Here is a 19,083-nt window from a genome sequence, read left to right as displayed (position 1 = left end):
CTCAGCTGCCGCGTCTGGATGGACTGAGGCGGATCTCGTCGCTGAGTGGGCTGGGTCAGCCCCGCGAATTACTGGTAAAGGCGCATGGCCACGACAGTACGGGCCGGCCGGAATCCGGTGCAACCGAATTAATCTCAGCCCACGAGCTGCCGCTCGAACCCGGTCACCATGGCGAGCAGCCCCGAGTCGAACCACTCGTCGTAGAAGCGCAGGGCGGCCTCGTCCTGGGCGGCCGCCGCACCGCCGGGCGGGGCGCCGACCTGGGCCAGGGCGTGGCCGAGGACGAAGACTCCGACCGACTGCACGGCTGTGAGCGCGTCCTGGGCGGGGACGCCGGCCGACTCGAAGCAGGACAGCAGCCCGGTGAGCAGCTCCAGCCCCAGATCGACGTCCACGGGGTGGACGGCGAGGAGCGGCACGGCGTGCGGGTGGGCCAGCAGCATGCGCCGGTAGGCCCGCCCGAAGCCGGTCAGCGCCTCCGGCCAGGCCGACTCCGGGACTTGACCGCCCGCCGCCGCCTCGGCGAACAGCCGGTTGACCACCTCGCCGAGCAGCGACTCCCGGTTGGGGACGTGGCGGTAGAGGGACATGGCCGCGACGCCGAGCCGGGTGCCGAGGCGGCGCATGGTCAGCGCCTCCAGGCCCTCGTCGTCGAGGATCTCGACGGCCGCGGCCACGATGCGGTCGATGGTGAGCACGGCGGGCCGCCCGGCGCGTCTCTTGCCTGGGGAGGCCGCCTCGTTCATGCGTTCAGCGTAGCGATGAGCGTGGTCGTCAGCATGATCAGGGACAGCGCCCCGACGACCAGGTGCTGGACGTCGATGACCATGTCGTGGCCCGCGCTGGGCAGGATCTTCAGCGTGCGGCTGTAGTCGTGCCGGTAGACCTCGCGCTGCGCGGCCGTGCTGAGGCCGAGGTAGGGCAGCCACCAGCTCTGCACATGCCCGGCCATGATCAGGACGCAGAACGCGGTGGCGGCGACCAGCGACCACGTCCGCCCCAGCGCGACGCCGCCGGCGATGAGTAACGGGAACGGGTAGTTGATCGCCGCAGCGAGGAGCCGGCCGCGCACGTTCGCGTGGGTCAGGTCGTTGAGCGGGAACATGGGCAGCCAGTCGATGACGACCAGCCAGGCCAGCCAGACGAGGGGGACGACGATCGCGACAGCGTGCACGGCAGGCTCCTTTTGAGTTTGTGTACCTTGTAAGCTTACATAGTACGCAAACTAAAACAAGAGGCTCAGGCGTCGGGAAGACGTTCGGGGACGGCGTTCTGGACCTCCTGGAACACCACCGACGTGCGGAACCCGACGATCTCCTTGCGCTTGCTCAGCCGGTCGAGCAGGAACGAGTGCAGGTGGTCCAGGTCCTGCACGGCCACGTGCAGGAGGAAGTCGTCCCCGCCCGCCAGCACGAACACGCTGAGCACCTCGGGCATCGCGGCGGCCGACGACTTGAACGCGTTGATCACCGGCCGGCTGAGCGGGCGTACCTGGACCGAGACCATGGCCTGGACGCTGCGGTTGAGCGCGGCCGGGTCGATGTCGGCGTGGTAGCCGCGGATGACCCCGCGGCGGGTGAGCGCCCTGACCCGCTCCAGGCAGGTCGAGGGCGCGATGCCGAGCTGGCGGGCGAGCTCCCTGTTGGACTGCCGCGCATCCGTTTGGAGCAACCGTATGATCGCCGAATCAAGTTCGTCCATGAGCCGATGTTGGCATGCTCTTCCGGTCATACGTTCGCTGGACAGGGGGCGTCGCCGAATATCTGGACTAGCTTCGGCGGCATGACGAATCGAACGTATGGGGGCATTAGCGCCGGTCATGGGACGGCGCTGCTCGTCGGGGCGGTGCTGGGGCCGGGGATGCTGGTGCTGCCGCACCTCGCCGCCACCGCCGCCGGGCCCGCCTCCGTGCTGGCCTGGGCGGGCCTGCTCGCGCTGAGCGTCCCGGTCGCGCTGACCTTCGCCGCGCTGGGCGCGCGCTACCCCGACGGCGGCGGCGTGGCGAGCTTCGTCGGGCTGGCGTTCGGCCGGCCCGCCTCCGCCGTGGCCGGCTGGTGGTTCTTCGGCGCCGTCCCCATCGGCACGGTCGCGGGCGCGCTCGTCGGCGGCCAGTACGTCGAAGCCTGCCTGGGCGTGAACGGCACGCTGGCCGGCGGCCTGATCCTGGCCGCCGCCTTCGCGACCAACGCGGCGGGCCTGCGCACCTCGGGAGGGCTGCAGATCGGCTTCGTCGTCCTGCTCGTCGCGCTGCTCACCGCCGCCGTGGTCACGGCCGCGCCGCACGCCGACCCGGCCAACTTCACCCCCTTCGCCCCGTACGGCGCCGCGGGCGTGGCCAGCGCGGCGGGCGTGCTCATGTTCGCCTTCGTCGGCTGGGAGGCGGCCAGCCATCTGTCGGCCGAGTTCGCCGATCGCGGGAAGGGCCTGATCAGGGCCACCGTGGTGACCCTGGTCGTGATCGCCCTGCTCTACCTCGGCGTGTCCGTCGTCTCCGTCGGGGTGCTCGGCCCCGGGATGACCGGCGTGCCGCTCACCGCGATGCTGGAGACCGGCATCGGCGGCGCGGCGCGGCCCGTCACGGGGGTGGTGGCGGTGCTGCTGACGTTCGGGGCGATCAACACCTACCTGGCCGGGGCAGCGCGGCTGGGGGCGGCGCTGGCCAGGGACGGGGCGCTGCCCGGCTGGTTCGCCAGAGGCGGGGCGCCCGGTGAGACGCCGTACCGGAGCCTGGGGCTGCTGGCCGTGCTGAGCGTGCCCGTGCTGGTGTGGGCGGTGGACCTGGACCTGCTGATGCGGGCGACGTCCGCGTGCCTGGCCGCCGTCACGGCGGCGGGCGTGGCGGCGGCGGTGCGGCTGCTGCCGCCGGGACGGCACCGTCGCACGGCCATGGTGGGCAGCGGGCTGTCGCTCGTGGCGCTCGCGTTCTGCGGCCTCTATCTCGTGGTGCCCGCCGTGCTGGCGCTGGTGGCCTGGGGGGCGCTGAGGGTCGCCGCGCCACGTCCGGCGTCGCCGGGGGGTGCCCGTCGTACAAAAAGGGGCTATAAACGGCGCAGGGCGCCGTCAGGCGGGCAGTACTCCTAGCACAGGACGGCGCAACGTCGGGAGGGTGCTATGACCGAGCACGCCAAGTACGCGGAGTCCAGGGAGGTCGGCGAGCAGGCGCGGGAGAAGGAATGGACGCGCCCGAGCTTCGCCAAGCAGCTGTTCCTCGGCGACTTCCAGCTGGATCTGGTGCATCCGGCGCCCAAGCTGTCCGACGAGGCGACCAAGCGGGGTGAGGAGTTCGTCCGGGCGGTGCGGCGCTATCTCGACGCGCACGTCGATCCCGCGCTCATCGAGCGCACCGCGCAGGTGCCCGACGACGTCGTGAAGGGGCTGGCCGGGCTCGGCGCGTTCGGGATCACGATCAGCGAGGCGTACGGCGGGCTCGGCCTGCCCTACCTGTACTACTGCCGCGCTCTCATGCTCGTCGGCTCCTACTGCCCGGCGCTGGCCACGCTGCTGTCCGCGCACCAGTCGATCGGCGTGCCGCAGCCGCTCAAGCTGTTCGGCACCGAGGAGCAGAAGCGCGAGTTCCTGCCGAGGTGCGCGGCGGGGGAGATCTCGGCGTTCCTGCTGACCGAGCCCGACGTGGGCTCCGACCCGGCCCGGCTGTCCACCACCGCGGTCCGCGACGGCGACGAGTACGTGCTCGACGGCGTCAAGCTGTGGACGACGAACGGCGTCGTCGCGAACCTCCTGGTGGTCATGGCCAGGACCGGCAAGAAGATCAGCGCGTTCGTGGTCGAGGCCGACTCTCCCGGCATCACGGTCAAGCGGCGCAACAGCTTCATGGGACTCCGGGGCATCGAGAACGGCGTCACCGAGTTCTCCCAGGTCAGAGTGCCGGTCAAGAACCTGATCGGCCGCGAGGGCGAGGGCCTGAAGATCGCCCTGACCACGCTGAACACCGGCCGCCTGTCGCTGCCCGCCACGTGCGCGGGCAACGCCAAGTGGGCCGTGAAGATCGTCCGCGAGTGGGCCAACGCCCGCGTGCAGTGGGGGCGCAAGGTCGGCGAGCACGAGGCCGTCGCCACGAAGATCGCCTTCATCGCGGCCACCGCGTACGCGCTCGAAGCCGTCTGCGAGCTGACCAGCCGGATGGCCGACGACCAGCGCAACGACATCAGGATCGAGGCGGCGCTGGCCAAGCTGTACGCGTCGGAGCTGTCGTACCGGGCGCTCGACGAGCTGGTCCAGGTCAGGGGCGGGCGCGGCTACGAGACCGCCGAGTCGCTCGCGGCCCGCGGCGAGCGCGGCGTGCCCGCCGAGCAGATGCTGCGCGACTCGCGCATCAACCGCATCTTCGAGGGCTCCTCGGAGATCATGCAGCTGATGATCACGCGGGAGGCGGTGGACGCGCACCTGTCGGCCGCCGGTGAGCTGATCAACCCGGAGGCCTCCCGCCAGGAGCGCGCCCAGGCCCTGCGGCGGGCCGGCCGGTTCTACGCCAAGTGGCTGCCCACGCTGGTGGCCGGCAGCGGGAACCTGCCCACGTCGTACGCCGAGTTCGGCCCGCTGGGGGCGCATCTGCGCTTCGTGGAGCGGACCAGCAGGAAACTGGCCAGGTCCACCTTCTACGGCATGTCCCGCTGGCAGGGGAGGCTGGAGCACAAGCAGGCCTTCCTCGGGAGGATCGTCGACATAGGGGCCGAGCTGTTCGCCATGACGGCCGCCTGCGTCAAGGCGGACGAGGACTCCAGGGACCTGGGGCGGCGGCCGTACGAGCTCGCCGACACCTTCTGCCACCAGGCAAGACGCCGCGTGGACGCCCTGTTCGACCGCCTCTGGGACAACAGCGACAGCCACGACGTACGGCTGGCCGGCTACGTGCTCGACGGCCGCTACACCTTCGTCGAGGAGGGCATTCTCGACCCGTCCATCGACGGCCCGTGGATCGGCACGCCGCAGGGCGGGGAGAACGTCCGGCGTAAGATCCCCTGACGCGCGGTCTAGACCGGTTGTGAGGTTTTGATGGCCTGAGTGTTGTCAAACCGAGACAAGCCGGTATAGACCGGCTCCTTAACTCAGGCTTACGCTGACGCAAACGCGTCGAGCCTTGGGTTCGCGCGCCTCATCCCCCAGGACGGGGTCCGTTGGCTGGTACGGACCAGCTTCACCCGTCCGACGAGAAGGCGGTATCTCCAGTGAACATGAAGCTTGCAGGCGGCGCCGCACTCGGCCTCGCCACGGTGCTGGTCCTGTCCAGCTGTGGGTCCACCGACTCCGGTGGCGGGAACAACACGCAGGCCTCGGCAGGGGGCCAGGTCACGCTGAAGATGGTCGCCGCCGACTACGGCGACGGCCCCGGCAAGCCGAACTCGGGCGAGACGTTCTGGAAGGGCGTCGTGGACGAGTTCCAGGCCGCCAACCCGACCATCAAGGTCGATGTCCAGGTCATCAACTGGAACGACATCGACAAGCAGGTCGCCACCATGGTCCAGAACGGCCAGGTGCCCGACATCCTGCAGACCGGCGACTACTCCGGCTTCGTCAAGGACGGGCTGCTCTACAAGACGGACGAGGTCCTGTCCCCGGCGGTCTCCGGCGACATGCTGCAGAAGTTCGCGGAGTTCGGCAAGGTGGACGGCGCCTCGTACGGCATCCCGTTCGTCTCCTCGGCCCGCGCCCTGTTCTACAACAAGGACCTCTTCGAGAAGGCCGGCATCACCGAGCCGCCGAAGACGTGGGACGAGCTCAAGGCCGCCGCGGAGAAGCTGAAGAAGTCCGGCGTCACGCAGCCGTTCGGCCTGCCGCTGGGCCAGGAGGAGGCGCAGGGCGAGTCCTTCCTGTGGATGCTCGGCAACGGCGGCGGCTACAAGGACGCCGCCGGCAAGTGGGCGATCAACTCGCCGCAGAACGTCGAGACCTTCACGTACATGAAGGGCCTCGTGGACGCGGGCCTGACCACCCCGAACCCCGGCACCAAGGACCGCAAGACGGTCTGGGAGGACTTCGGGGCCGGCAAGGTCGGCATGGTCAACGGCGGACCCATGTCCATCCCGATCTTCGACGCCGCCGGGCTGAAGAACTACGCCGTCGCGCCGATCCCCGGCAAGGCCGGCCCGCTCGACACCACGCTCGGCGTCATGGACTGGATCATGGCGTTCAACAAGAACGGCCACGCCGCCGAGATCAAGAAGTTCTTCGACTTCTTCTACACCGGCAACGCCGCGACGAAGATCTCCGACACCTACAAGCTGCTGCCCGTCACCAACGGCGGCATCCAGAAGCTGGCCAGCGACGAGAAGCTCAAGCCGTTCCTCGACGCGCTGCCCAACGCCAGCTTCTACCCCTTCCAGGACCCCAAGTGGGCCGAGGTGAACCCGGCGATCAAGCAGACCATCGGCGGGGCCGTCAAGGACGACCCGGCCAAGGTCCTCGGTGAGCTGCAGAAGACCGCGGAAGCTGCGGGCTGACCGATCGGGGGTCCGTACGGCCGGCGTCGCCCCGGTGGCGTCGGCCGTACCGTCTTGGAAGGTGTTTCATGAGAAGGTTGCGTGCCCTCGAGCCTCTGGCCTGGGTCGGGCCCGCGGTGCTGCTGATCGCGCTGGTCGTCCTCTGGCCCGTGGTCGAGATGATCAGGTCGTCGTTCCTCAAGATCAGCCGGTTCGGCGTGGTCCAGGGGGACAACGGCTGGGCCAACTACGAGAAGCTGTTCGGCGAGAAGGACTTCGCCGACATCATGACCCGCAGCGTGATCTGGGTGGTCGCGGTCGTCGCGTTCACCGTGCTGATCTCGCTGGCCCTCGCCCAGCTCTTCAACCAGCGCTTCCCGCTGCGCAAGGTGGCCCGATGGGCGCTGATCGCGCCCTGGGCCGCGTCGGTGCTGATGACGGCGATCATCTTCAAGTGGATGCTCGACCCCGAGGTCGGCGTGATCAACCAGATCCGCCTGAAACTGGGGCTGATCGACGCGATGGGCGGCGCCTCGGCCGACCAGCTCGGCGACGCCTCCACCGCCCTGCCGTGGCTGGTGTTCGTGGCCGTGTTCGTGTCGGTGCCGTTCACCACGTACGCGCTGCTGGCCGGGCTGGCGACGATCCCGTCCGACGTCTACGAGGCGGCCACGATGGACGGGGCGGGAAAGCTCCGGACGTACTGGTCGATCACGCTGCCGCTGCTGCGCCCCGCGCTCACCGTGGCGGCCCTGATCAACGTCATGAACGTCTTCAACAGCTTCCCCATCATCTGGGCGATGACGCACGGCCAGCCCGGCTATTCGACGGCCACGTCGACGATCCTGATGTTCATCCTGAAGGGCTCGAACATCGGTGAGTCCGCGGCCATGTCCGTCGTCAACTTCGGCATGGTGATCGTGCTGACCGCGGTCTTCCTCAAGGTCTCCCGCTGGAACAAGGAGGTGGCGTGATGGCCGTCGACACGATGACCAAGACCAAGCCGCATCCTCACGCCAGGCCGCGCGGGGCGGCGCCGCGCCGCATGCCCCGGCTCAAGACCGTGGTGGTGGCGGCCAGCGCGTACGTCGTCTCGCTCATCTTCCTGTTCCCGTACGTGGTGATGCTGCTCACCTCGCTGCGCTCCCAGGACTCGCTGCGCGACGTGACGTTCTGGCCCGACGAGTGGGTCTGGTCGAACCTCGCCAACTTCTGGACCAGCGGCCTGGCGGGCAACCTGTGGGTGACGCTCAAGGTGGCCGGCGGCTCGACGGTGCTCGTGCTGCTGGTGGCGCTGCCCGCGGCCTACTACTCGGCCCGGCACAACTTCAGGGGGCGCACCGCGTTCCTGATCCTGGTGCTGATCACGCAGATGTTCCAGCCCACGGCCATGCTGGTCGGCATCTACCGGGAGTTCTACCAGTTCGGGCTGGTGGACTCGATCTGGTCGCTGATCCTGGTCAACGGCGGGTTCAACCTGGCGTTCGCGGTGTGGATCCTGAACGCGTACTTCGCCTCGATCCCGCGTGAGCTGGAGGAGGCGGCGTTCATCGACGGCAACGGGCGCTTCGGCGCGTTGTTCAGGATCACGCTGCCGCTCGCCATGCCGGGCGTCATCACGGCGCTGATCTTCACGTTCATCGCCGCGTGGAACGAGTTCGTGGTCGCGCTGACCCTGACCACCACCCCGGCCAACCAGCCGCTCACGGTGGCGCTCAACTCGTTCATCGGGCAGTACCAGGTGGACTGGCAGAACCTGTTCGCCGGGTCCGTGATCGCCACCATCCCGGTGATCATTCTCTTCGCCCTGATCGAGCGGAAGGTGGTGGGCGGCCTGACGGCCGGCTCCATCAAGTGAGCGGGTCCCGGGCCATCGGCCCGGGACCTCTCGCTGCCTACTTCTCCTGCGGGACGCGGGCCACGCAGAACACCGTCTGGCCGAACGGCGGCCTGACGAAACGCTCGATCAGCCGCGTCAGCGGGACCACCGTGCGGTCGTAGATCTTGACCAGCCGTGGGTCCGGGTAACCGACGCCGCCCCGCCGCACGGCCGCCCACCAGGCGATGCCGCCCAGGAAGTTGATCGGCTTGAGCACCTCTGCGTCGAGCCCCGCCCTGGCCACGGTCCGCCCGAGCGTCTTGGGCGTGTAGCGCTGGACGTGACCGACCTTGCGGTCGAAGTCTCCGTAGAGCTGCGGGTAGCCGGGCACCCAGATGATGATCCGCCCGCCCGGCTGCGTGACGCGCGCCAGGGAGCGCAGGGCCTCGGCGTCCTCCTCGATGTGCTCGAGGACGTTCATCATGACGACGGTGTCGACCTTGTCCTCCAGCGGGATCTCCGTCGGGAGCCCGAACTGCAGGACACCGATCTCGTCGCGCCCCGCGAACCGCTTTTCGAGCTGCTCGACGCAGTAGGGGTCGAAGTCGCTCACCACGAGCCGGTCGAGTCTCGGCAGGAACTGCTCGGCGAAGTGGCCGAGCCCCGACCCGATCTCCAGCATCGACCGGCCGACATGCGGGGCGACCATGTCGAACTCGTACTGCCGATAGTTCTTGGCCTCGTCCCCACCCAGGTGGTTCTCCAGGGCCTCGTCACCGGCCGCCGGTTGCACTACACGGTCATACCCAGAAGACATAGTCCCGTTCCTTCGAGGGTGCTCATGGATTGCCCGAGTCTAATGCCCCAGTAAGGGGTCGGGGTCACGCGATCCGCGAAAGACCCTTCCCCGGAGGCACTCCGATGCGGTGGAATCTGACTCGCCATGGACGACGACGAGGCGATCACGCGCTCGCTCGACGGTGACCTTGCGGCCTACGAGGCGCTGGTCACCCGCTACAGCGCGCTCGCCCATCGCACCGCCGCCATGCTGGGCGCGGGTGACGAGGCAGAGGACGTGGTGCAGGAGGCGTTCGTCAAGGCGTTCCGGCATCTGCCGAGCTTCCGCAGGGACGCGCCTTTCCGCCCGTGGCTGCTGCGCATCGTGGCCAACGAGACGCACAATCTCACCCGGTCGCGGGGGCGCAGGTCCGACTTGGCCGTACGCCTCGGCGGCACCGCCGAGGTCAAGGCGCCCGACGACCCGGAGGGCGCGGCCGTGGCCACCGACCGCCGTACGCGCCTGCTGGCCGCCGTACGCGAGCTGCCCGAGCGGGAACGCCAGGCCGTCGTCTGCCGGTACTTCTTACAACTGACGGAAGCGGAGACGGCACAGGTGCTCGACTGGCCGGTCGGCACCGTCAAGTCCAGCACCCATCGGGGGCTGGCGCGGCTGCGGAGGGAGGTGGGGGATGAACTCGCGTGAGCCTTTCGACGACCTCGAAGCCGAGCTGCTGGCGCTGGGAGACCTGCTCGACGTCCCCAGCCCGCCGCCGGCCGACGTGGCCGCCGCCGTCCGCGCCCGCCTCGAACCCACCCCCGGGCCCGACCCCGCCCACGACCTCGCCCCCGTTCCCGCCCCCGTTCCCGCCCCCGTTCCCGCTCCGGCTCCCGCTCCCGGTGCGGACGGGCGGCGGCCGGCGCGGCGTGCCCGGCGTGCCAGGTGGAAGATCGTGACGGCCGTCGTCGTCGCCGTCATCGCCGTCACCGCGGCCACCCCCCAGGGCCGCGCCGCCGTCGTGCAGATCCTGCGTTTCGCCGGGATCGAGATCCAGATAAGCGACAACCCGCCCCCGCCGGTCCGCACCACGGCGCCCATGCCCGGCGAGCAGACGGTCTCCCCGGCGGACCTGGCCGGCCGCGCCAAGTTCCCGGTCAAGTCCCCGGCCGCCCTCGGCAACCCCCGGAGCGCCACGGTCGCGGACGGCGGCAGGGTGGTGTCGATGTTCTGGCCCGGCGGGATCCGGCTCGACCAGTTCGACGGCGGCCTGGACCCGATCGTCTTCAAGAAGCTCGGCCCGCCCTGGCCCGACTACGTCGAGGTCGGCCCCTACCAGGGCTGGTGGATCCCGGGCGCGCACCCGCTCGGCTACATCAGGCGCGCGGACGGCACGGAGGTCCCGCTGCGCCAGGCCGGCCCCACGCTCATCTGGCAGCAGGGCACGATGAGCTATCGCCTGGAGGGCGTGTCGTCGGCTCGGGAGGCGGTCCGCATCGCCACGTCACTCAAGTGAGCCCGTGAGCCAGTCGTCCACACCCTTGAGCAGCTCCTTGCGTACGGACTCGGGAGCCGTCGACGACCGTACGGACTGCCGCGCCAGCTCGGCCACCTCGGCGTCGCTGAAGCCGTAGACGTCGCGGGCCAGCTCGTACTGGCGCAACAGCCGCGAACCGAACAGCAACGGGTCATCCGCCCCCAGCGCGATCGGCACCCCCGCGTCGAACAGCCGCCGCAGCGGCACGTCGGAGGCCCGCTCGACGACCCCCAGCCCCACGTTCGAGGTCGGGCAGACCTCGCAGCAGATCTGCCGGTCGGCCAGCCGCTGCGTCAGCCACGGGTCCTCCGCCGCGCGCACCCCGTGCCCGACCCGGTCCGCCCCCAGGTCGTCCACGCACTGCGCCACGCTGCGCGGCCCCAGCAGCTCGCCACCGTGCGGCATGGCGAGCAGGCCGCCGCGCTTGGCGATCCTGAACGCCCGCTCGAAGTCGCGCGCCTCGCTCCGCCGCTCGTCGTTGGACAGCCCGAACCCCACCACGCCCGCGGCGGTGTATTGGGTGGCGAGCCTGGCCAGGGTGTTGGCGTCGAGGGGGTGCCTGGTCCTGTTCGCGGCCACGATCACCGCGATCCCGATCCCCGCGTGCTCCGCGGCCTGCTTGACCGCGTCGAGCATCAGCTCCAGCGTGGCCGTCAGCCCGCCGAACCGCTGCGCGAACCCCGAGGGGTCCACCTGGATCTCCAGCCAGCGCGACCCGGCCGCCACCTCGTCCTCGGCCGTCTCGCGCATCAGCCGGTAGACGTGCTCCTGCCGGGTCAGCACGGACCTGGCGATGTCGTACAGCCGCTGGAACCTGAACCAGCCCCGCTCGTCCGTGGCGTGCAGCTGGGGCGGCCAGTCCTCCTCAAGGGCGTCCGGCAGGTGCAGCCCTTGGCCCCTGGCCAGCTCGATCAGCGTCGAATGCCGCATCGAGCCGGTGAAGTGCAGATGGAGATGGGCTTTGGGAAGCGTGTGCAAGGGGCGTTGCATTTACATATCTTGCCACTCGGCGTCGGTCGGAGTTCGCGAGAGGGGACAGGCGGAGAAAGATGGGGGAGGCAAGGGGAACGCGTGGTACGGATGAGCCCCGGCTGGGGATCAAGAAGGAATGATCCCCGAGGGGCACCAGATGGGGCAGGGCGGGCGGGCCGCGCTCACGACGCTGGCGCTCGGGGTGACATCGCTGGTCATCTATGCGCTCTTCTCCTCGGGCTTCGGCCGCCCTCCGCACGCCGTCGAGGAGACGCCGCAGCCCGTCGCCATCCCGTCGCCGGCCCAGAACCCAGCCCAGGACCCAGCCCTGGACCCGGGTGTGAGCCGTACCGTGAGTCCGGCCGCGAACCCGGAGGACAGCCGCCCGGCCGCCGCCTCCGCCGCCTCGGCCGCCGAGCCGAGCCGTGTCATCCCCGGCGGCGCCCCGCTCGCGGTCGTCTCGGGCGACTTCTGGCTGACGTACCTGCCGCCGGGGCTGGTGCGCAGCGCCGGGGGAGCGGTCAAGGCGGAGGCCGGCGTCGCGGGGGGCTGGGCCAGGTTCGGGGCGGGGAGCCGGTTCGTCGAGGTCCGGGTCGAGCGCGGTACGGTGGCCGCCGACTGGGCGGCCTACCGCCGGCGCGTCACGGTGCTGAACGCCCGAGCGACCTCCGTACGCGGCAAGCCCGCCGTGGTCGGCAGGCACCCGGGCGGAGGACGGGTGATCGTCTGGCTCGAACGCGCGGGGACGGGCGCGTGGATCAGGGTCAGCGACTCGCTGGGTAAGGATCTGGTGGCTATTGCCGCTTCCGTCAGGGCTCCTGTAGGAGACTAAGAGCCCTTTTCCCGGGGTTTCCGGGGTTTCCGGGATTTCCACTGAGCGTCATGGGGGGTCGATGCGACGTCTGACGGCGATGCTCCTCATGTTCGCGCTCACGTCCTGCGGAGGTGGCGGCGGCGCCACGCCGGAGACCCACGTCACGCCGCCGCCGCCCAAACCGGCGACCACGCGCAAGAGCATCGCCCTGACCTGCGGCGCCACGAAGATGCAGCTTCCCGCCATGCCGGCGGGGCTGGAGCGGGCCGGCACGTTCCGGCGGCTGGGCTCGCTCACCCGGCGGCTCGACGTCAAGGGCGTGACCTGGCGTCAGAACGACGAGCAGGTGTACGTCGGGGTCGTCTGCGGGGTGCGTACGGCCGAGCAGTTCGCGACGCTGGTCGCCAGGTCGGCGCTGACGGCGTACAAGGGCAGGCCGGCGCTGCGCTGGAACACGCGCACCGGGCTGCGCAACTTCATGTGGCTGGAGCGGCCGGGCACCGCCGTGTACATCGGCGCCACCCCCGGCCTGGCCGGTCAGATCAGGCAGATCGCCGCCGGCGTGACCCCGAGCCCGGCGCCCTGACGCCGGCTACGGCTGCGGCCCAGCTCGCGCGAGGCGGCGGTCATCGGGTCTCGCGTGGGTCAGCGTGCCTCTGACAGCAGCTTGGCCAGCCGGCTGACGCCCTCGACCAGGTCGTCGTCGCCCAGCGCGTACGACAGCCGGAAGTAGCCGGGTGTGCCGAACGCCTCGCCGGGCACCACCGCGACCTCGGCCTCCTCCAGGATCAGCTCGGCCAGCTCGGCGGACGACTGGGGCCGCTTGCCCCGCAGCTCCTTGCCGATCAGCTCCTTGACCGAGGGATATGCGTAGAACGCCCCCTTCGGCTCAGGGCAGAACACGCCCGGGATCTCGTTGAGCATCCGCACCATCGTCTGGCGCCGCCGGTCGAACGCCGTACGCATCTCCGCCACCGCGGACAGGTCGCCGGAGACCGCGGCCAGCGCGGCCATCTGGGCCACGTTCGAGACGTTGGAGGTGGCGTGCGACTGCAGGTTGGTCGCCGCCTTGACCACGTCGGCCGGGCCGATCAGCCAGCCCACGCGCCAGCCGGTCATGGCGTAGGTCTTGGCCACGCCGTTGAGGATCACGACCCGGTCGCCCAGCTCGGGCACGGCGGTGGCGATGCTGGTGAACTCGGCGTCGCCGTACACGAGATGCTCGTAGATCTCGTCGGTGACGACCCACAGGCCGTGCTCGGCGGCCCAGCGGCCGATCGCGACGGTCTCCTCGCGGCTGTAGACGGCGCCCGTGGGGTTGGACGGCGAGACGAACAGCAGGACCTTGGTCCGCTCGGTGCGCGCCGCCTCAAGCTGCTCCACGGTCGCCAGGTAGCCGGTGGACTCGTCGGTCACGACGTCGACCTGCACGCCGCCGGCGAGCTTGATCGCCTCGGGGTAGGTGGTCCAGTAGGGGGCGATGACCACGACCTCGTCACCCGGGTCGAGCAGCGTCGCGAACGCCTCGTAGACCGCCTGCTTGCCGCCGTTGGTGACCAGCACCTGCGCGGCCTCCACGGCGTAGCCGGAGTCGCGTCGCGTCTTGGCGGCGATGGCCTGCTTGAGCTCGGGCAGCCCGCCGGCGGGAGTGTACTTGTGGAAGCGCGGGTTGCCCGCCGCTTCGATCGCGGCCTCGACGATGTAGCCGGGCGTCGGGAAGTCGGGCTCGCCCGCGCCGAAGCCGATGACGGGACGGCCCGCCGCCTTCATCGCCTTGGCCTTGGAGTCCACGGCGAGGGTCGCGGACTCGGAAATCGCGGAAATTCTTGCGGAGATGCGGGGTCGGGTGGACATGTGTCCATGGTCCCACGCGGTCGTGACCTGGGCGATCGGGTTTCGGTTCGACGTACCGGGCATTCCCCCGTATGATTTCGCCTGGTCCTTCCGCCGCATGTCGGCGAGCGGTTCGGTCCAGGCAGTGAGGCGATCAGGGTAGTCTGGTCATCGACATAGGGCACTGGCGCAATTGGTAGCGCACCGGTCTCCAAAACCGGCGGTTGGGGGTTCGAGTCCCTCGTGCCCTGCGAGTGCGGTCCGCGCAATAATGGGCGTGTAAGCGCGCCGCAAACTGCGTTGGACACGACAGATTCAGGTGAGGACTGTGGCGATCGACACGCGCGGCGAGACCGCAGGCAAGCCGAGTGGCGAAAAGAAGACACGCACTTCACCTGCCCTTTTCTATCGGCAGGTCGTCAACGAGCTTCGCAAGGTCATCTGGCCGACACGCAAGGATCTCATCACCTACACCACGGTCGTTCTGATATTCGTTCTGATCATGGTTGCGATCGTGTACGGGCTCGACGCCGCGCTGGGCTGGGCGGTCCTCCGTGTCTTCGGTGGATCCTGATCCAGCAGCCGCCGGTGTCGCCTGACGGAGTCGCCATGCGATACGAGCTGAACGACTAGACGAAAGAGGAAGAGTCACCGTGTCCGAGTCTTCAGTTCCGGCGGAGGGACCCCGCGACGAGTGGGGTGACGAGCTGGAAGAAGCCACCGAGGAGGCCGCCGAGGCGGCCATCGAAGAGGCCGAGGTCGAGGAGAGCGACGAGGAGGAGGCGGCCGAGGACGAGGCCGTCGCCGACGAGGACGGTGCCGATCTTCCCGAGGTCGAGGCCGTCGAGGATGACGCCGACCTTCCCGAGGTCGATCCCATCGAGGAGTTCAAGGCCTCGCTGCGCGGTCAGCTCGGCGAGTGGTACGTGATCCACTCCTACGCCGGTTACGAGAACCGGGTGAAGTCCAACATCGAGAGCCGCAACGTGTCGCTCAACATGGAGGACTTCATCTTCCAGGTCGAGGTGCCGACGCACACCGTCCAGGAGTTCAAGAGCGGCAAGAAGGTGCCGGTCAAGGAGCGGGTGCTGCCCGGCTACGTGCTGGTGCGCATGGAGCTGACCGACGAGTCCTGGGCCGCCGTGCGCAACACGCCCGGCGTCACCGGTTTCGTGGGCCTGTCCAACAAGCCGAGCGCGCTCAGCCTTGACGAGGTCGCCAAGCTGCTCGCGCCGGAGCCGACCGAGGAGAGCAAGAAGGCCTCGGCCAAGACGAGCACGGGCCCGACGGTCGAGTTCGAGATCGGCGAGTCCGTCACGGTCATGGACGGTCCGTTCGCCACGCTTCCCGCCTCGGTGAGCGAGATCAGCCCCGAGTCGCAGAAGCTCAAGGTGCTCGTCTCGATCTTCGGTCGTGAGACGCCGGTCGAGCTGTCGTTCAACCAGGTCTCGAAGATCTAAGACGATCACATACACTTAGACGTTCGGCTGGCCGTCTCTTCGCGAGGGCGGCCTTCCGACATGTCCGGGCCCGCAATCCGACGGGCCGGACCGCATCGCAATCAGGACCCGGAGAAGGACTAATGCCTCCGAAGAAGAAAATCGCCGCTCTGGTGAAGGTCCAGCTCCCCGCTGGACAGGCCACCCCGGCGCCGCCGGTGGGTACCGCCCTCGGTCCCCACGGCGTCAACATCATGGACTTCGTCAAGCAGTACAACGCTGCCACGGAGTCCCAGCGGGGCAACATCATCCCCGTTGAGATCACCATTTTCGAAGACCGCAGCTTCACCTTCATCACGAAGACGCCGCCGGCGCCCGAGCTGATCAAGAAGGCTCTGGGCATCGACAAGGGCAGCGCGGTCCCGCAGCGTGACAAGGTCGGCAGGCTCAGCCGTGAGCAGCTCCGCAGCATCGCGGAGACGAAGATGCCCGACCTCAACGCCAACGACATCGCGGCCGCCGAGAAGATCATCGCCGGCACCGCCCGGTCGATGGGCATCACGGTCGCCGACTAAGTTTTCCCCCAACGTGGGAGGGCCCTTTCGCAGGGCTCGCCGAACCACTCAGGAGTAAGAATGAAGCGCAGCAAGGCGCACAAAGACGCGGCGGCCAAGGTCGACCACGACAAGCTCTACACGCCCGCCGACGCCGCGAAGCTGGCCAAGGAGACGTCGACCACCAAGTTCGACTCCACCGTCGAGGTCGCGCTGCGGCTGGGCGTCGACCCTCGCAAGGCCGACCAGATCGTGCGCGGCACGGTCAACCTCCCGCACGGCACCGGCAAGACCGCCCGGGTCCTGGTCTTCGCGACCGGTGACCGTGCCGAGGCAGCCCGCGAGGCGGGTGCCGACATCGTCGGCGCCGACGAACTGATCGACGAGATCGCCAAGGGCAACCGGCTCAACGAGTTCGACGCGGTCGTGGCCACGCCGGACCTGATGGGCAAGGTCGGCCGGCTGGGCCGCGTGCTCGGCCCGCGTGGTCTCATGCCCAACCCGAAGACCGGCACCGTGACGCCCGACGTCGCCAAGGCCGTGACGGAGATCAAGGGCGGCAAGATCGAGTTCCGTACCGACCGGCAGGCGAACCTGCACTTCATCATCGGCAAGACGTCGTTCCCCGAGCGTCAGCTCATCGAGAACTACGCCGCCGCCCTTGACGAGGTGCTGCGTCTCAAGCCGTCGGCGGCCAAGGGTCGTTACCTGAAGAAGGTCACCTTCTCCACGACGATGGGTCCGGGCGTCCCGGTCGACCCCAACGTCACCCGCGGCCTCACCGGCGAGCTGGCCGAGTAACACAGCTTTCCCGAAAGCCCCGCCTGGTCCGTCCGGGCGGGGCTTTCGCACGTCCAGCGAGCCTTTCTCCCGGTAAGGCACGGCACCCGTCCCGCCTCCGCTCTCCCGGTACGGCGGCCCGTCCCGCCTCCGACTCTCCCAGTACGGCACGACCGTCCGCCCCGCCTGCGCCCCCGTACCGGCTTCAGCACCAGTCCGAGCCACTCTCGCCCCGCACTCGGTCTCGGTCGGTACCGGTGGTCGCCCCGCCAGGGCCGGTGGCCGATCATGGAGAGGTCGGCTTCGTGGAAGTGCGGGGTATGACCTGGAAGGCCGATTGTGCAGGGATTGTGGAGACCGTGTGGGGGATAACCCTGGGTTTTCCCCGAATTGTGCGGGGAAGACGCCACGGCGGGATAATCCAAACGTAAGGTCAAGACATGCTGAAGCGCACGATAACTCTCACAGCGGCCGGTGCCGCGCTCGTCGTAGCCGCGGTCGCCGGTTGTGGATCGAACGCGCAGCCCATTCAGGTCAACCTGGCTGCCTCAGAGGTGCTCGCGCAAGCCGCGCAGAAGACCGCGGAGGTCACCAGTTACACGGTCGACGCCGTGGTGAACGTGACGCACCCCCAGGAAGGCTCGGGCAAGGTGCAGGGCCGCATGCTCTACCAGAGCAAGCCCCAGCTCGCCGTGGACCTCACGCTGGACACCGTCGACATGGGCGGAAAGAGCCTGCCGGGCGGCGTGCGCGCCGTGCTCCAGGGCGACACCGTCTACGTCAAGGTCGACGCGCTCAAGGACCTCGTCGGCGCCACCAAGCCGTGGATCAAGGTCTCGCTCAGCGAGATGGGTGACTCCAGCCAGGTGAACCAGTACCTGAGCCAGATCCAGCAGTTCGACCTGGCCAACATGACCAAGCTCGTCACCGCCTCACAGGACGTGAAGTCGGTCGGCAACGAGAGCGTCAACGGCGAGGACACCACCCACTACAGCGGCAGCTTCCCGGTCGACGCCGCAGTTCTGCTGCTGCCGGCCGACAAGCAGGAGCAGGCTCGTACGGGCCTGGCGGAGCTCAAGGACGTCAAGTTCGACCTCTGGGTGGCCGGTGACGGCCTGCCGCGCAAGCTGGCCCTGAACGGCTCGAAGGAAGGCGCCACGCTCGACGCGACCCTGCTCTTCAAGGGCTTCAACGAGTCGGTCACCATCGACGCCCCGCCCGCCGACCAGGTGGGAGAGCTGCCCAAGGGCACGACGAACTGACGCGTACGCCAGAATCTGAGAGCTGGACCAACCCAGACCTCGGAGCAGGACGAGAACCGCAAGACTGAGAACAGCTCGGAAAGACCGCAGCACGATTTGGAAACTCGGCGGGCAGCACGTACTCTGTTGTTGCCGAAGACCGCCGGTTGTCGTCAGGTGCCTCAAAGCCTGGCGACCGAAGGATCCACGTCACGTGGACGGCCCGCGCAGGTGTGATGCGAGTTTCCACATGGTTGTTTCCGTGTGCGAGCCCCGTGTGCGCCCTGCGCCCGGGGCCGTTCTCATTTTTGGGCCTTCGCCGGTGGCACATCTGGAAGGAGGCCCATGGCGAGGGCGGATAAGGCGACAGCGGTTGCCGAGCTCAAGAGCGAGTTCGAAGGCAGCGCTGCCGCCGTTCTGACCGAGTACCGCGGTCTCACCGTTGCGCAGCTCAAGGAGCTGCGCGTCTCTCTCGGTGAGAATGCGAAGTTCGCCGTGGCGAAGAACACCCTGACCAAGATTGCGGCCAACGAGGCCGGTCTTGCGGGCCTCGATGGTCTGCTCGCCGGTCCGACCGCGATCGCCTTCGTCAACGGCGACGTTGTCGAGGCGGCCAAGGGTCTGCGTGACTTCGCCAAGGCCAATCCCCTTCTGGTGATCAAGGGTGGTGTCCTCGACGGTAAGACGCTCGACGCCACCGAGATCACCAAGCTCGCCGACCTCGAGTCCCGTGAGGTTCTCCTCGCGAAGCTTGCTGGCGCGATCAAGGCGAAGCAGAGCGCTGCTGCTGCGATGTTCGCCGCGCTGCCCACCAACATGGCTCAGCTGGCCGATGCCCTCCGCGCGAAGCGCGAAGAGGCGGGCGAGTAACACCCGGGGGTT

At 69.0% G+C, this 19,083-nt stretch carries 21 protein-coding genes and 1 tRNA gene; 16 read left to right on the top strand and 6 right to left on the bottom strand.

Going from position 1 to position 19,083, the window contains the following annotated elements; translation table 11 throughout:
- Positions 1-134: 134 nt before the first annotated feature.
- From ABEA43_RS02670 to ABEA43_RS02660, 3 genes are all read right to left on the bottom strand, one after another.
- Entirely contained in the window at positions 135-746 is a 612-nt protein-coding gene (locus ABEA43_RS02670) for a TetR/AcrR family transcriptional regulator (protein ID WP_345558218.1), read from the bottom strand.
- Entirely contained in the window at positions 743-1,174 is a 432-nt protein-coding gene (locus tag ABEA43_RS02665) for a hypothetical protein (protein ID WP_345558216.1), read from the bottom strand. Before ABEA43_RS02665 ends, ABEA43_RS02670 begins: the two co-directional genes overlap by 4 nt.
- Positions 1,175-1,239: 65 nt before the next feature.
- Positions 1,240-1,701, bottom strand: coding sequence for an Lrp/AsnC family transcriptional regulator (locus ABEA43_RS02660; protein WP_345558214.1), 462 nt, complete (start codon positions 1,699-1,701; stop codon positions 1,240-1,242).
- An 81-nt stretch (positions 1,702-1,782) separates the two neighbouring features.
- On the opposite strand from ABEA43_RS02660, the gene ABEA43_RS02655 reads away from it, so the two are divergent.
- From ABEA43_RS02655 to ABEA43_RS02635, 5 genes are all read left to right on the top strand, one after another.
- The gene (locus tag ABEA43_RS02655; protein WP_345558212.1) at positions 1,783-3,081 is read left to right on the top strand and encodes an APC family permease; all 1,299 of its coding nucleotides are present in this window, start codon (positions 1,783-1,785) and stop codon (positions 3,079-3,081) included.
- A 30-nt stretch (positions 3,082-3,111) separates the two neighbouring features.
- A complete protein-coding gene (locus tag ABEA43_RS02650; RefSeq protein ID WP_345558210.1) occupies positions 3,112-4,983 on the top strand; it encodes an acyl-CoA dehydrogenase family protein in 1,872 nt (623 codons plus the stop codon).
- 209 nt (positions 4,984-5,192) lie between these two features.
- Positions 5,193-6,458 carry an extracellular solute-binding protein gene (locus ABEA43_RS02645; protein ID WP_345558208.1) on the top strand — a complete coding sequence of 422 codons (1,266 nt, stop codon included), beginning with the start codon at positions 5,193-5,195 and terminating at the stop codon, positions 6,456-6,458.
- Between the two features lie 68 nt (positions 6,459-6,526).
- A complete protein-coding gene (locus ABEA43_RS02640) occupies positions 6,527-7,411 on the top strand; it encodes a carbohydrate ABC transporter permease (protein WP_345558206.1) in 885 nt (294 codons plus the stop codon).
- Positions 7,411-8,295, top strand: coding sequence for a carbohydrate ABC transporter permease (locus ABEA43_RS02635; RefSeq protein WP_345558779.1), 885 nt, complete (start codon positions 7,411-7,413; stop codon positions 8,293-8,295). The genes ABEA43_RS02640 and ABEA43_RS02635 overlap by 1 nt, the downstream gene beginning before the upstream one ends.
- 37 nt (positions 8,296-8,332) lie before the next feature.
- On the opposite strand, the gene ABEA43_RS02630 is transcribed toward ABEA43_RS02635, so the two are convergent.
- A complete protein-coding gene (locus ABEA43_RS02630) occupies positions 8,333-9,073 on the bottom strand; it encodes a class I SAM-dependent methyltransferase (RefSeq protein ID WP_345558204.1) in 741 nt (246 codons plus the stop codon).
- 126 nt (positions 9,074-9,199) lie between these two features.
- Here ABEA43_RS02630 and ABEA43_RS02625 point away from each other — a divergent pair, with 126 nt between their 5' ends.
- Both ABEA43_RS02625 and ABEA43_RS02620 read left to right on the top strand, forming a co-directional pair.
- On the top strand, positions 9,200-9,739 hold the full coding sequence (locus ABEA43_RS02625) for an RNA polymerase sigma factor (protein ID WP_345558202.1): 540 nt from the start codon (positions 9,200-9,202) through the stop codon (positions 9,737-9,739).
- The gene (locus ABEA43_RS02620; protein ID WP_345558201.1) at positions 9,726-10,547 is read left to right on the top strand and encodes a hypothetical protein; all 822 of its coding nucleotides are present in this window, start codon (positions 9,726-9,728) and stop codon (positions 10,545-10,547) included. Before ABEA43_RS02625 ends, ABEA43_RS02620 begins: the two co-directional genes overlap by 14 nt.
- On the opposite strand, the gene ABEA43_RS02615 is transcribed toward ABEA43_RS02620, so the two are convergent.
- Complete coding sequence (locus tag ABEA43_RS02615; protein ID WP_345558199.1) at positions 10,536-11,558, bottom strand: adenosine deaminase; 1,023 nt, start codon at positions 11,556-11,558, stop codon at positions 10,536-10,538. The two genes, ABEA43_RS02620 and ABEA43_RS02615, sit on opposite strands and share 12 nt — an antisense overlap.
- Before the next feature lie 118 nt (positions 11,559-11,676).
- Between ABEA43_RS02615 and ABEA43_RS02610 the strand changes: the two genes are divergently transcribed.
- Together ABEA43_RS02610 and ABEA43_RS02605 are read left to right on the top strand one after the other, a co-directional pair.
- A complete protein-coding gene (locus tag ABEA43_RS02610; RefSeq protein WP_345558198.1) occupies positions 11,677-12,372 on the top strand; it encodes a hypothetical protein in 696 nt (231 codons plus the stop codon).
- Between the two features lie 61 nt (positions 12,373-12,433).
- A complete protein-coding gene (locus ABEA43_RS02605) occupies positions 12,434-12,940 on the top strand; it encodes a hypothetical protein (protein WP_345558196.1) in 507 nt (168 codons plus the stop codon).
- Positions 12,941-12,999: 59 nt separating this feature from the next.
- Here ABEA43_RS02605 and ABEA43_RS02600 read toward each other — a convergent pair whose 3' ends face one another.
- A complete protein-coding gene (locus ABEA43_RS02600) occupies positions 13,000-14,208 on the bottom strand; it encodes a pyridoxal phosphate-dependent aminotransferase (RefSeq protein WP_345558194.1) in 1,209 nt (402 codons plus the stop codon).
- 157 nt (positions 14,209-14,365) lie between these two features.
- Here ABEA43_RS02600 and ABEA43_RS02595 point away from each other — a divergent pair.
- The 7 genes from ABEA43_RS02595 (at position 14,366) to rplJ (ending at position 19,071) form a co-directional block, all read left to right on the top strand.
- A tRNA-Trp gene (locus ABEA43_RS02595) sits at positions 14,366-14,438 on the top strand.
- Positions 14,439-14,515: 77 nt separating this feature from the next.
- Entirely contained in the window at positions 14,516-14,761 is a 246-nt protein-coding gene (secE, locus tag ABEA43_RS02590; RefSeq protein WP_170246617.1) for a preprotein translocase subunit SecE, read from the top strand.
- Between the two features lie 79 nt (positions 14,762-14,840).
- Positions 14,841-15,647, top strand: coding sequence for a transcription termination/antitermination protein NusG (gene nusG / locus ABEA43_RS02585; protein ID WP_345558187.1), 807 nt, complete (start codon positions 14,841-14,843; stop codon positions 15,645-15,647).
- 122 nt (positions 15,648-15,769) lie between these two features.
- The gene (gene rplK / locus ABEA43_RS02580; RefSeq protein ID WP_345558185.1) at positions 15,770-16,201 is read left to right on the top strand and encodes a 50S ribosomal protein L11; all 432 of its coding nucleotides are present in this window, start codon (positions 15,770-15,772) and stop codon (positions 16,199-16,201) included.
- A gap of 60 nt (positions 16,202-16,261) precedes the next feature.
- Positions 16,262-16,981, top strand: coding sequence for a 50S ribosomal protein L1 (gene rplA, locus ABEA43_RS02575; protein ID WP_345558183.1), 720 nt, complete (start codon positions 16,262-16,264; stop codon positions 16,979-16,981).
- Between the two features lie 419 nt (positions 16,982-17,400).
- Positions 17,401-18,222, top strand: coding sequence for an SCO4651 family lipoprotein (locus tag ABEA43_RS02570; RefSeq protein WP_345558181.1), 822 nt, complete (start codon positions 17,401-17,403; stop codon positions 18,220-18,222).
- A 324-nt stretch (positions 18,223-18,546) separates the two neighbouring features.
- A complete protein-coding gene (gene rplJ / locus ABEA43_RS02565) occupies positions 18,547-19,071 on the top strand; it encodes a 50S ribosomal protein L10 (protein ID WP_345558178.1) in 525 nt (174 codons plus the stop codon).
- The last annotated feature ends 12 nt before the right edge of the window (positions 19,072-19,083 follow it).

Origin of the sequence: Nonomuraea rosea, assembly GCF_039539705.1 — a bacterium.
GTDB classification, from domain to species: domain Bacteria; phylum Actinomycetota; class Actinomycetes; order Streptosporangiales; family Streptosporangiaceae; genus Nonomuraea; species Nonomuraea rosea.
The sequence above is the reverse complement of the archived record's forward strand: the minus strand, read 5'-3'. Positions and strand labels throughout refer to the sequence as shown.

Excerpts from the sequence above, each read along its gene's own strand:
- ABEA43_RS02620 (WP_345558201.1), top strand. The coding sequence starts at position 9,726 with ATGAACTCGCGTGAGCCTTTCGACGACCTCGAAGCCGAGCTGCTGGCG.
- ABEA43_RS02570 (WP_345558181.1), top strand. The coding sequence starts at position 17,401 with ATGCTGAAGCGCACGATAACTCTCACAGCGGCCGGTGCCGCGCTCGTC.
- rplJ (WP_345558178.1), top strand. The coding sequence starts at position 18,547 with ATGGCGAGGGCGGATAAGGCGACAGCGGTTGCCGAGCTCAAGAGCGAG.
- ABEA43_RS02660 (WP_345558214.1), bottom strand. The coding sequence starts at position 1,701 with ATGGACGAACTTGATTCGGCGATCATACGGTTGCTCCAAACGGATGCG.
- ABEA43_RS02655 (WP_345558212.1), top strand. The coding sequence starts at position 1,783 with ATGACGAATCGAACGTATGGGGGCATTAGCGCCGGTCATGGGACGGCG.
- ABEA43_RS02630 (WP_345558204.1), bottom strand. The coding sequence starts at position 9,073 with ATGTCTTCTGGGTATGACCGTGTAGTGCAACCGGCGGCCGGTGACGAG.
- ABEA43_RS02650 (WP_345558210.1), top strand. The coding sequence starts at position 3,112 with ATGACCGAGCACGCCAAGTACGCGGAGTCCAGGGAGGTCGGCGAGCAG.
- ABEA43_RS02615 (WP_345558199.1), bottom strand. The coding sequence starts at position 11,558 with ATGCAACGCCCCTTGCACACGCTTCCCAAAGCCCATCTCCATCTGCAC.
- rplA (WP_345558183.1), top strand. The coding sequence starts at position 16,262 with ATGAAGCGCAGCAAGGCGCACAAAGACGCGGCGGCCAAGGTCGACCAC.
- ABEA43_RS02640 (WP_345558206.1), top strand. The coding sequence starts at position 6,527 with ATGAGAAGGTTGCGTGCCCTCGAGCCTCTGGCCTGGGTCGGGCCCGCG.
- ABEA43_RS02670 (WP_345558218.1), bottom strand. The coding sequence starts at position 746 with ATGAACGAGGCGGCCTCCCCAGGCAAGAGACGCGCCGGGCGGCCCGCC.
- ABEA43_RS02645 (WP_345558208.1), top strand. The coding sequence starts at position 5,193 with ATGAAGCTTGCAGGCGGCGCCGCACTCGGCCTCGCCACGGTGCTGGTC.
- rplK (WP_345558185.1), top strand. The coding sequence starts at position 15,770 with ATGCCTCCGAAGAAGAAAATCGCCGCTCTGGTGAAGGTCCAGCTCCCC.
- ABEA43_RS02605 (WP_345558196.1), top strand. The coding sequence starts at position 12,434 with ATGCGACGTCTGACGGCGATGCTCCTCATGTTCGCGCTCACGTCCTGC.
- ABEA43_RS02610 (WP_345558198.1), top strand. The coding sequence starts at position 11,677 with ATGATCCCCGAGGGGCACCAGATGGGGCAGGGCGGGCGGGCCGCGCTC.
- ABEA43_RS02635 (WP_345558779.1), top strand. The coding sequence starts at position 7,411 with ATGGCCGTCGACACGATGACCAAGACCAAGCCGCATCCTCACGCCAGG.
- ABEA43_RS02625 (WP_345558202.1), top strand. The coding sequence starts at position 9,200 with ATGGACGACGACGAGGCGATCACGCGCTCGCTCGACGGTGACCTTGCG.
- ABEA43_RS02600 (WP_345558194.1), bottom strand. The coding sequence starts at position 14,208 with ATGTCCACCCGACCCCGCATCTCCGCAAGAATTTCCGCGATTTCCGAG.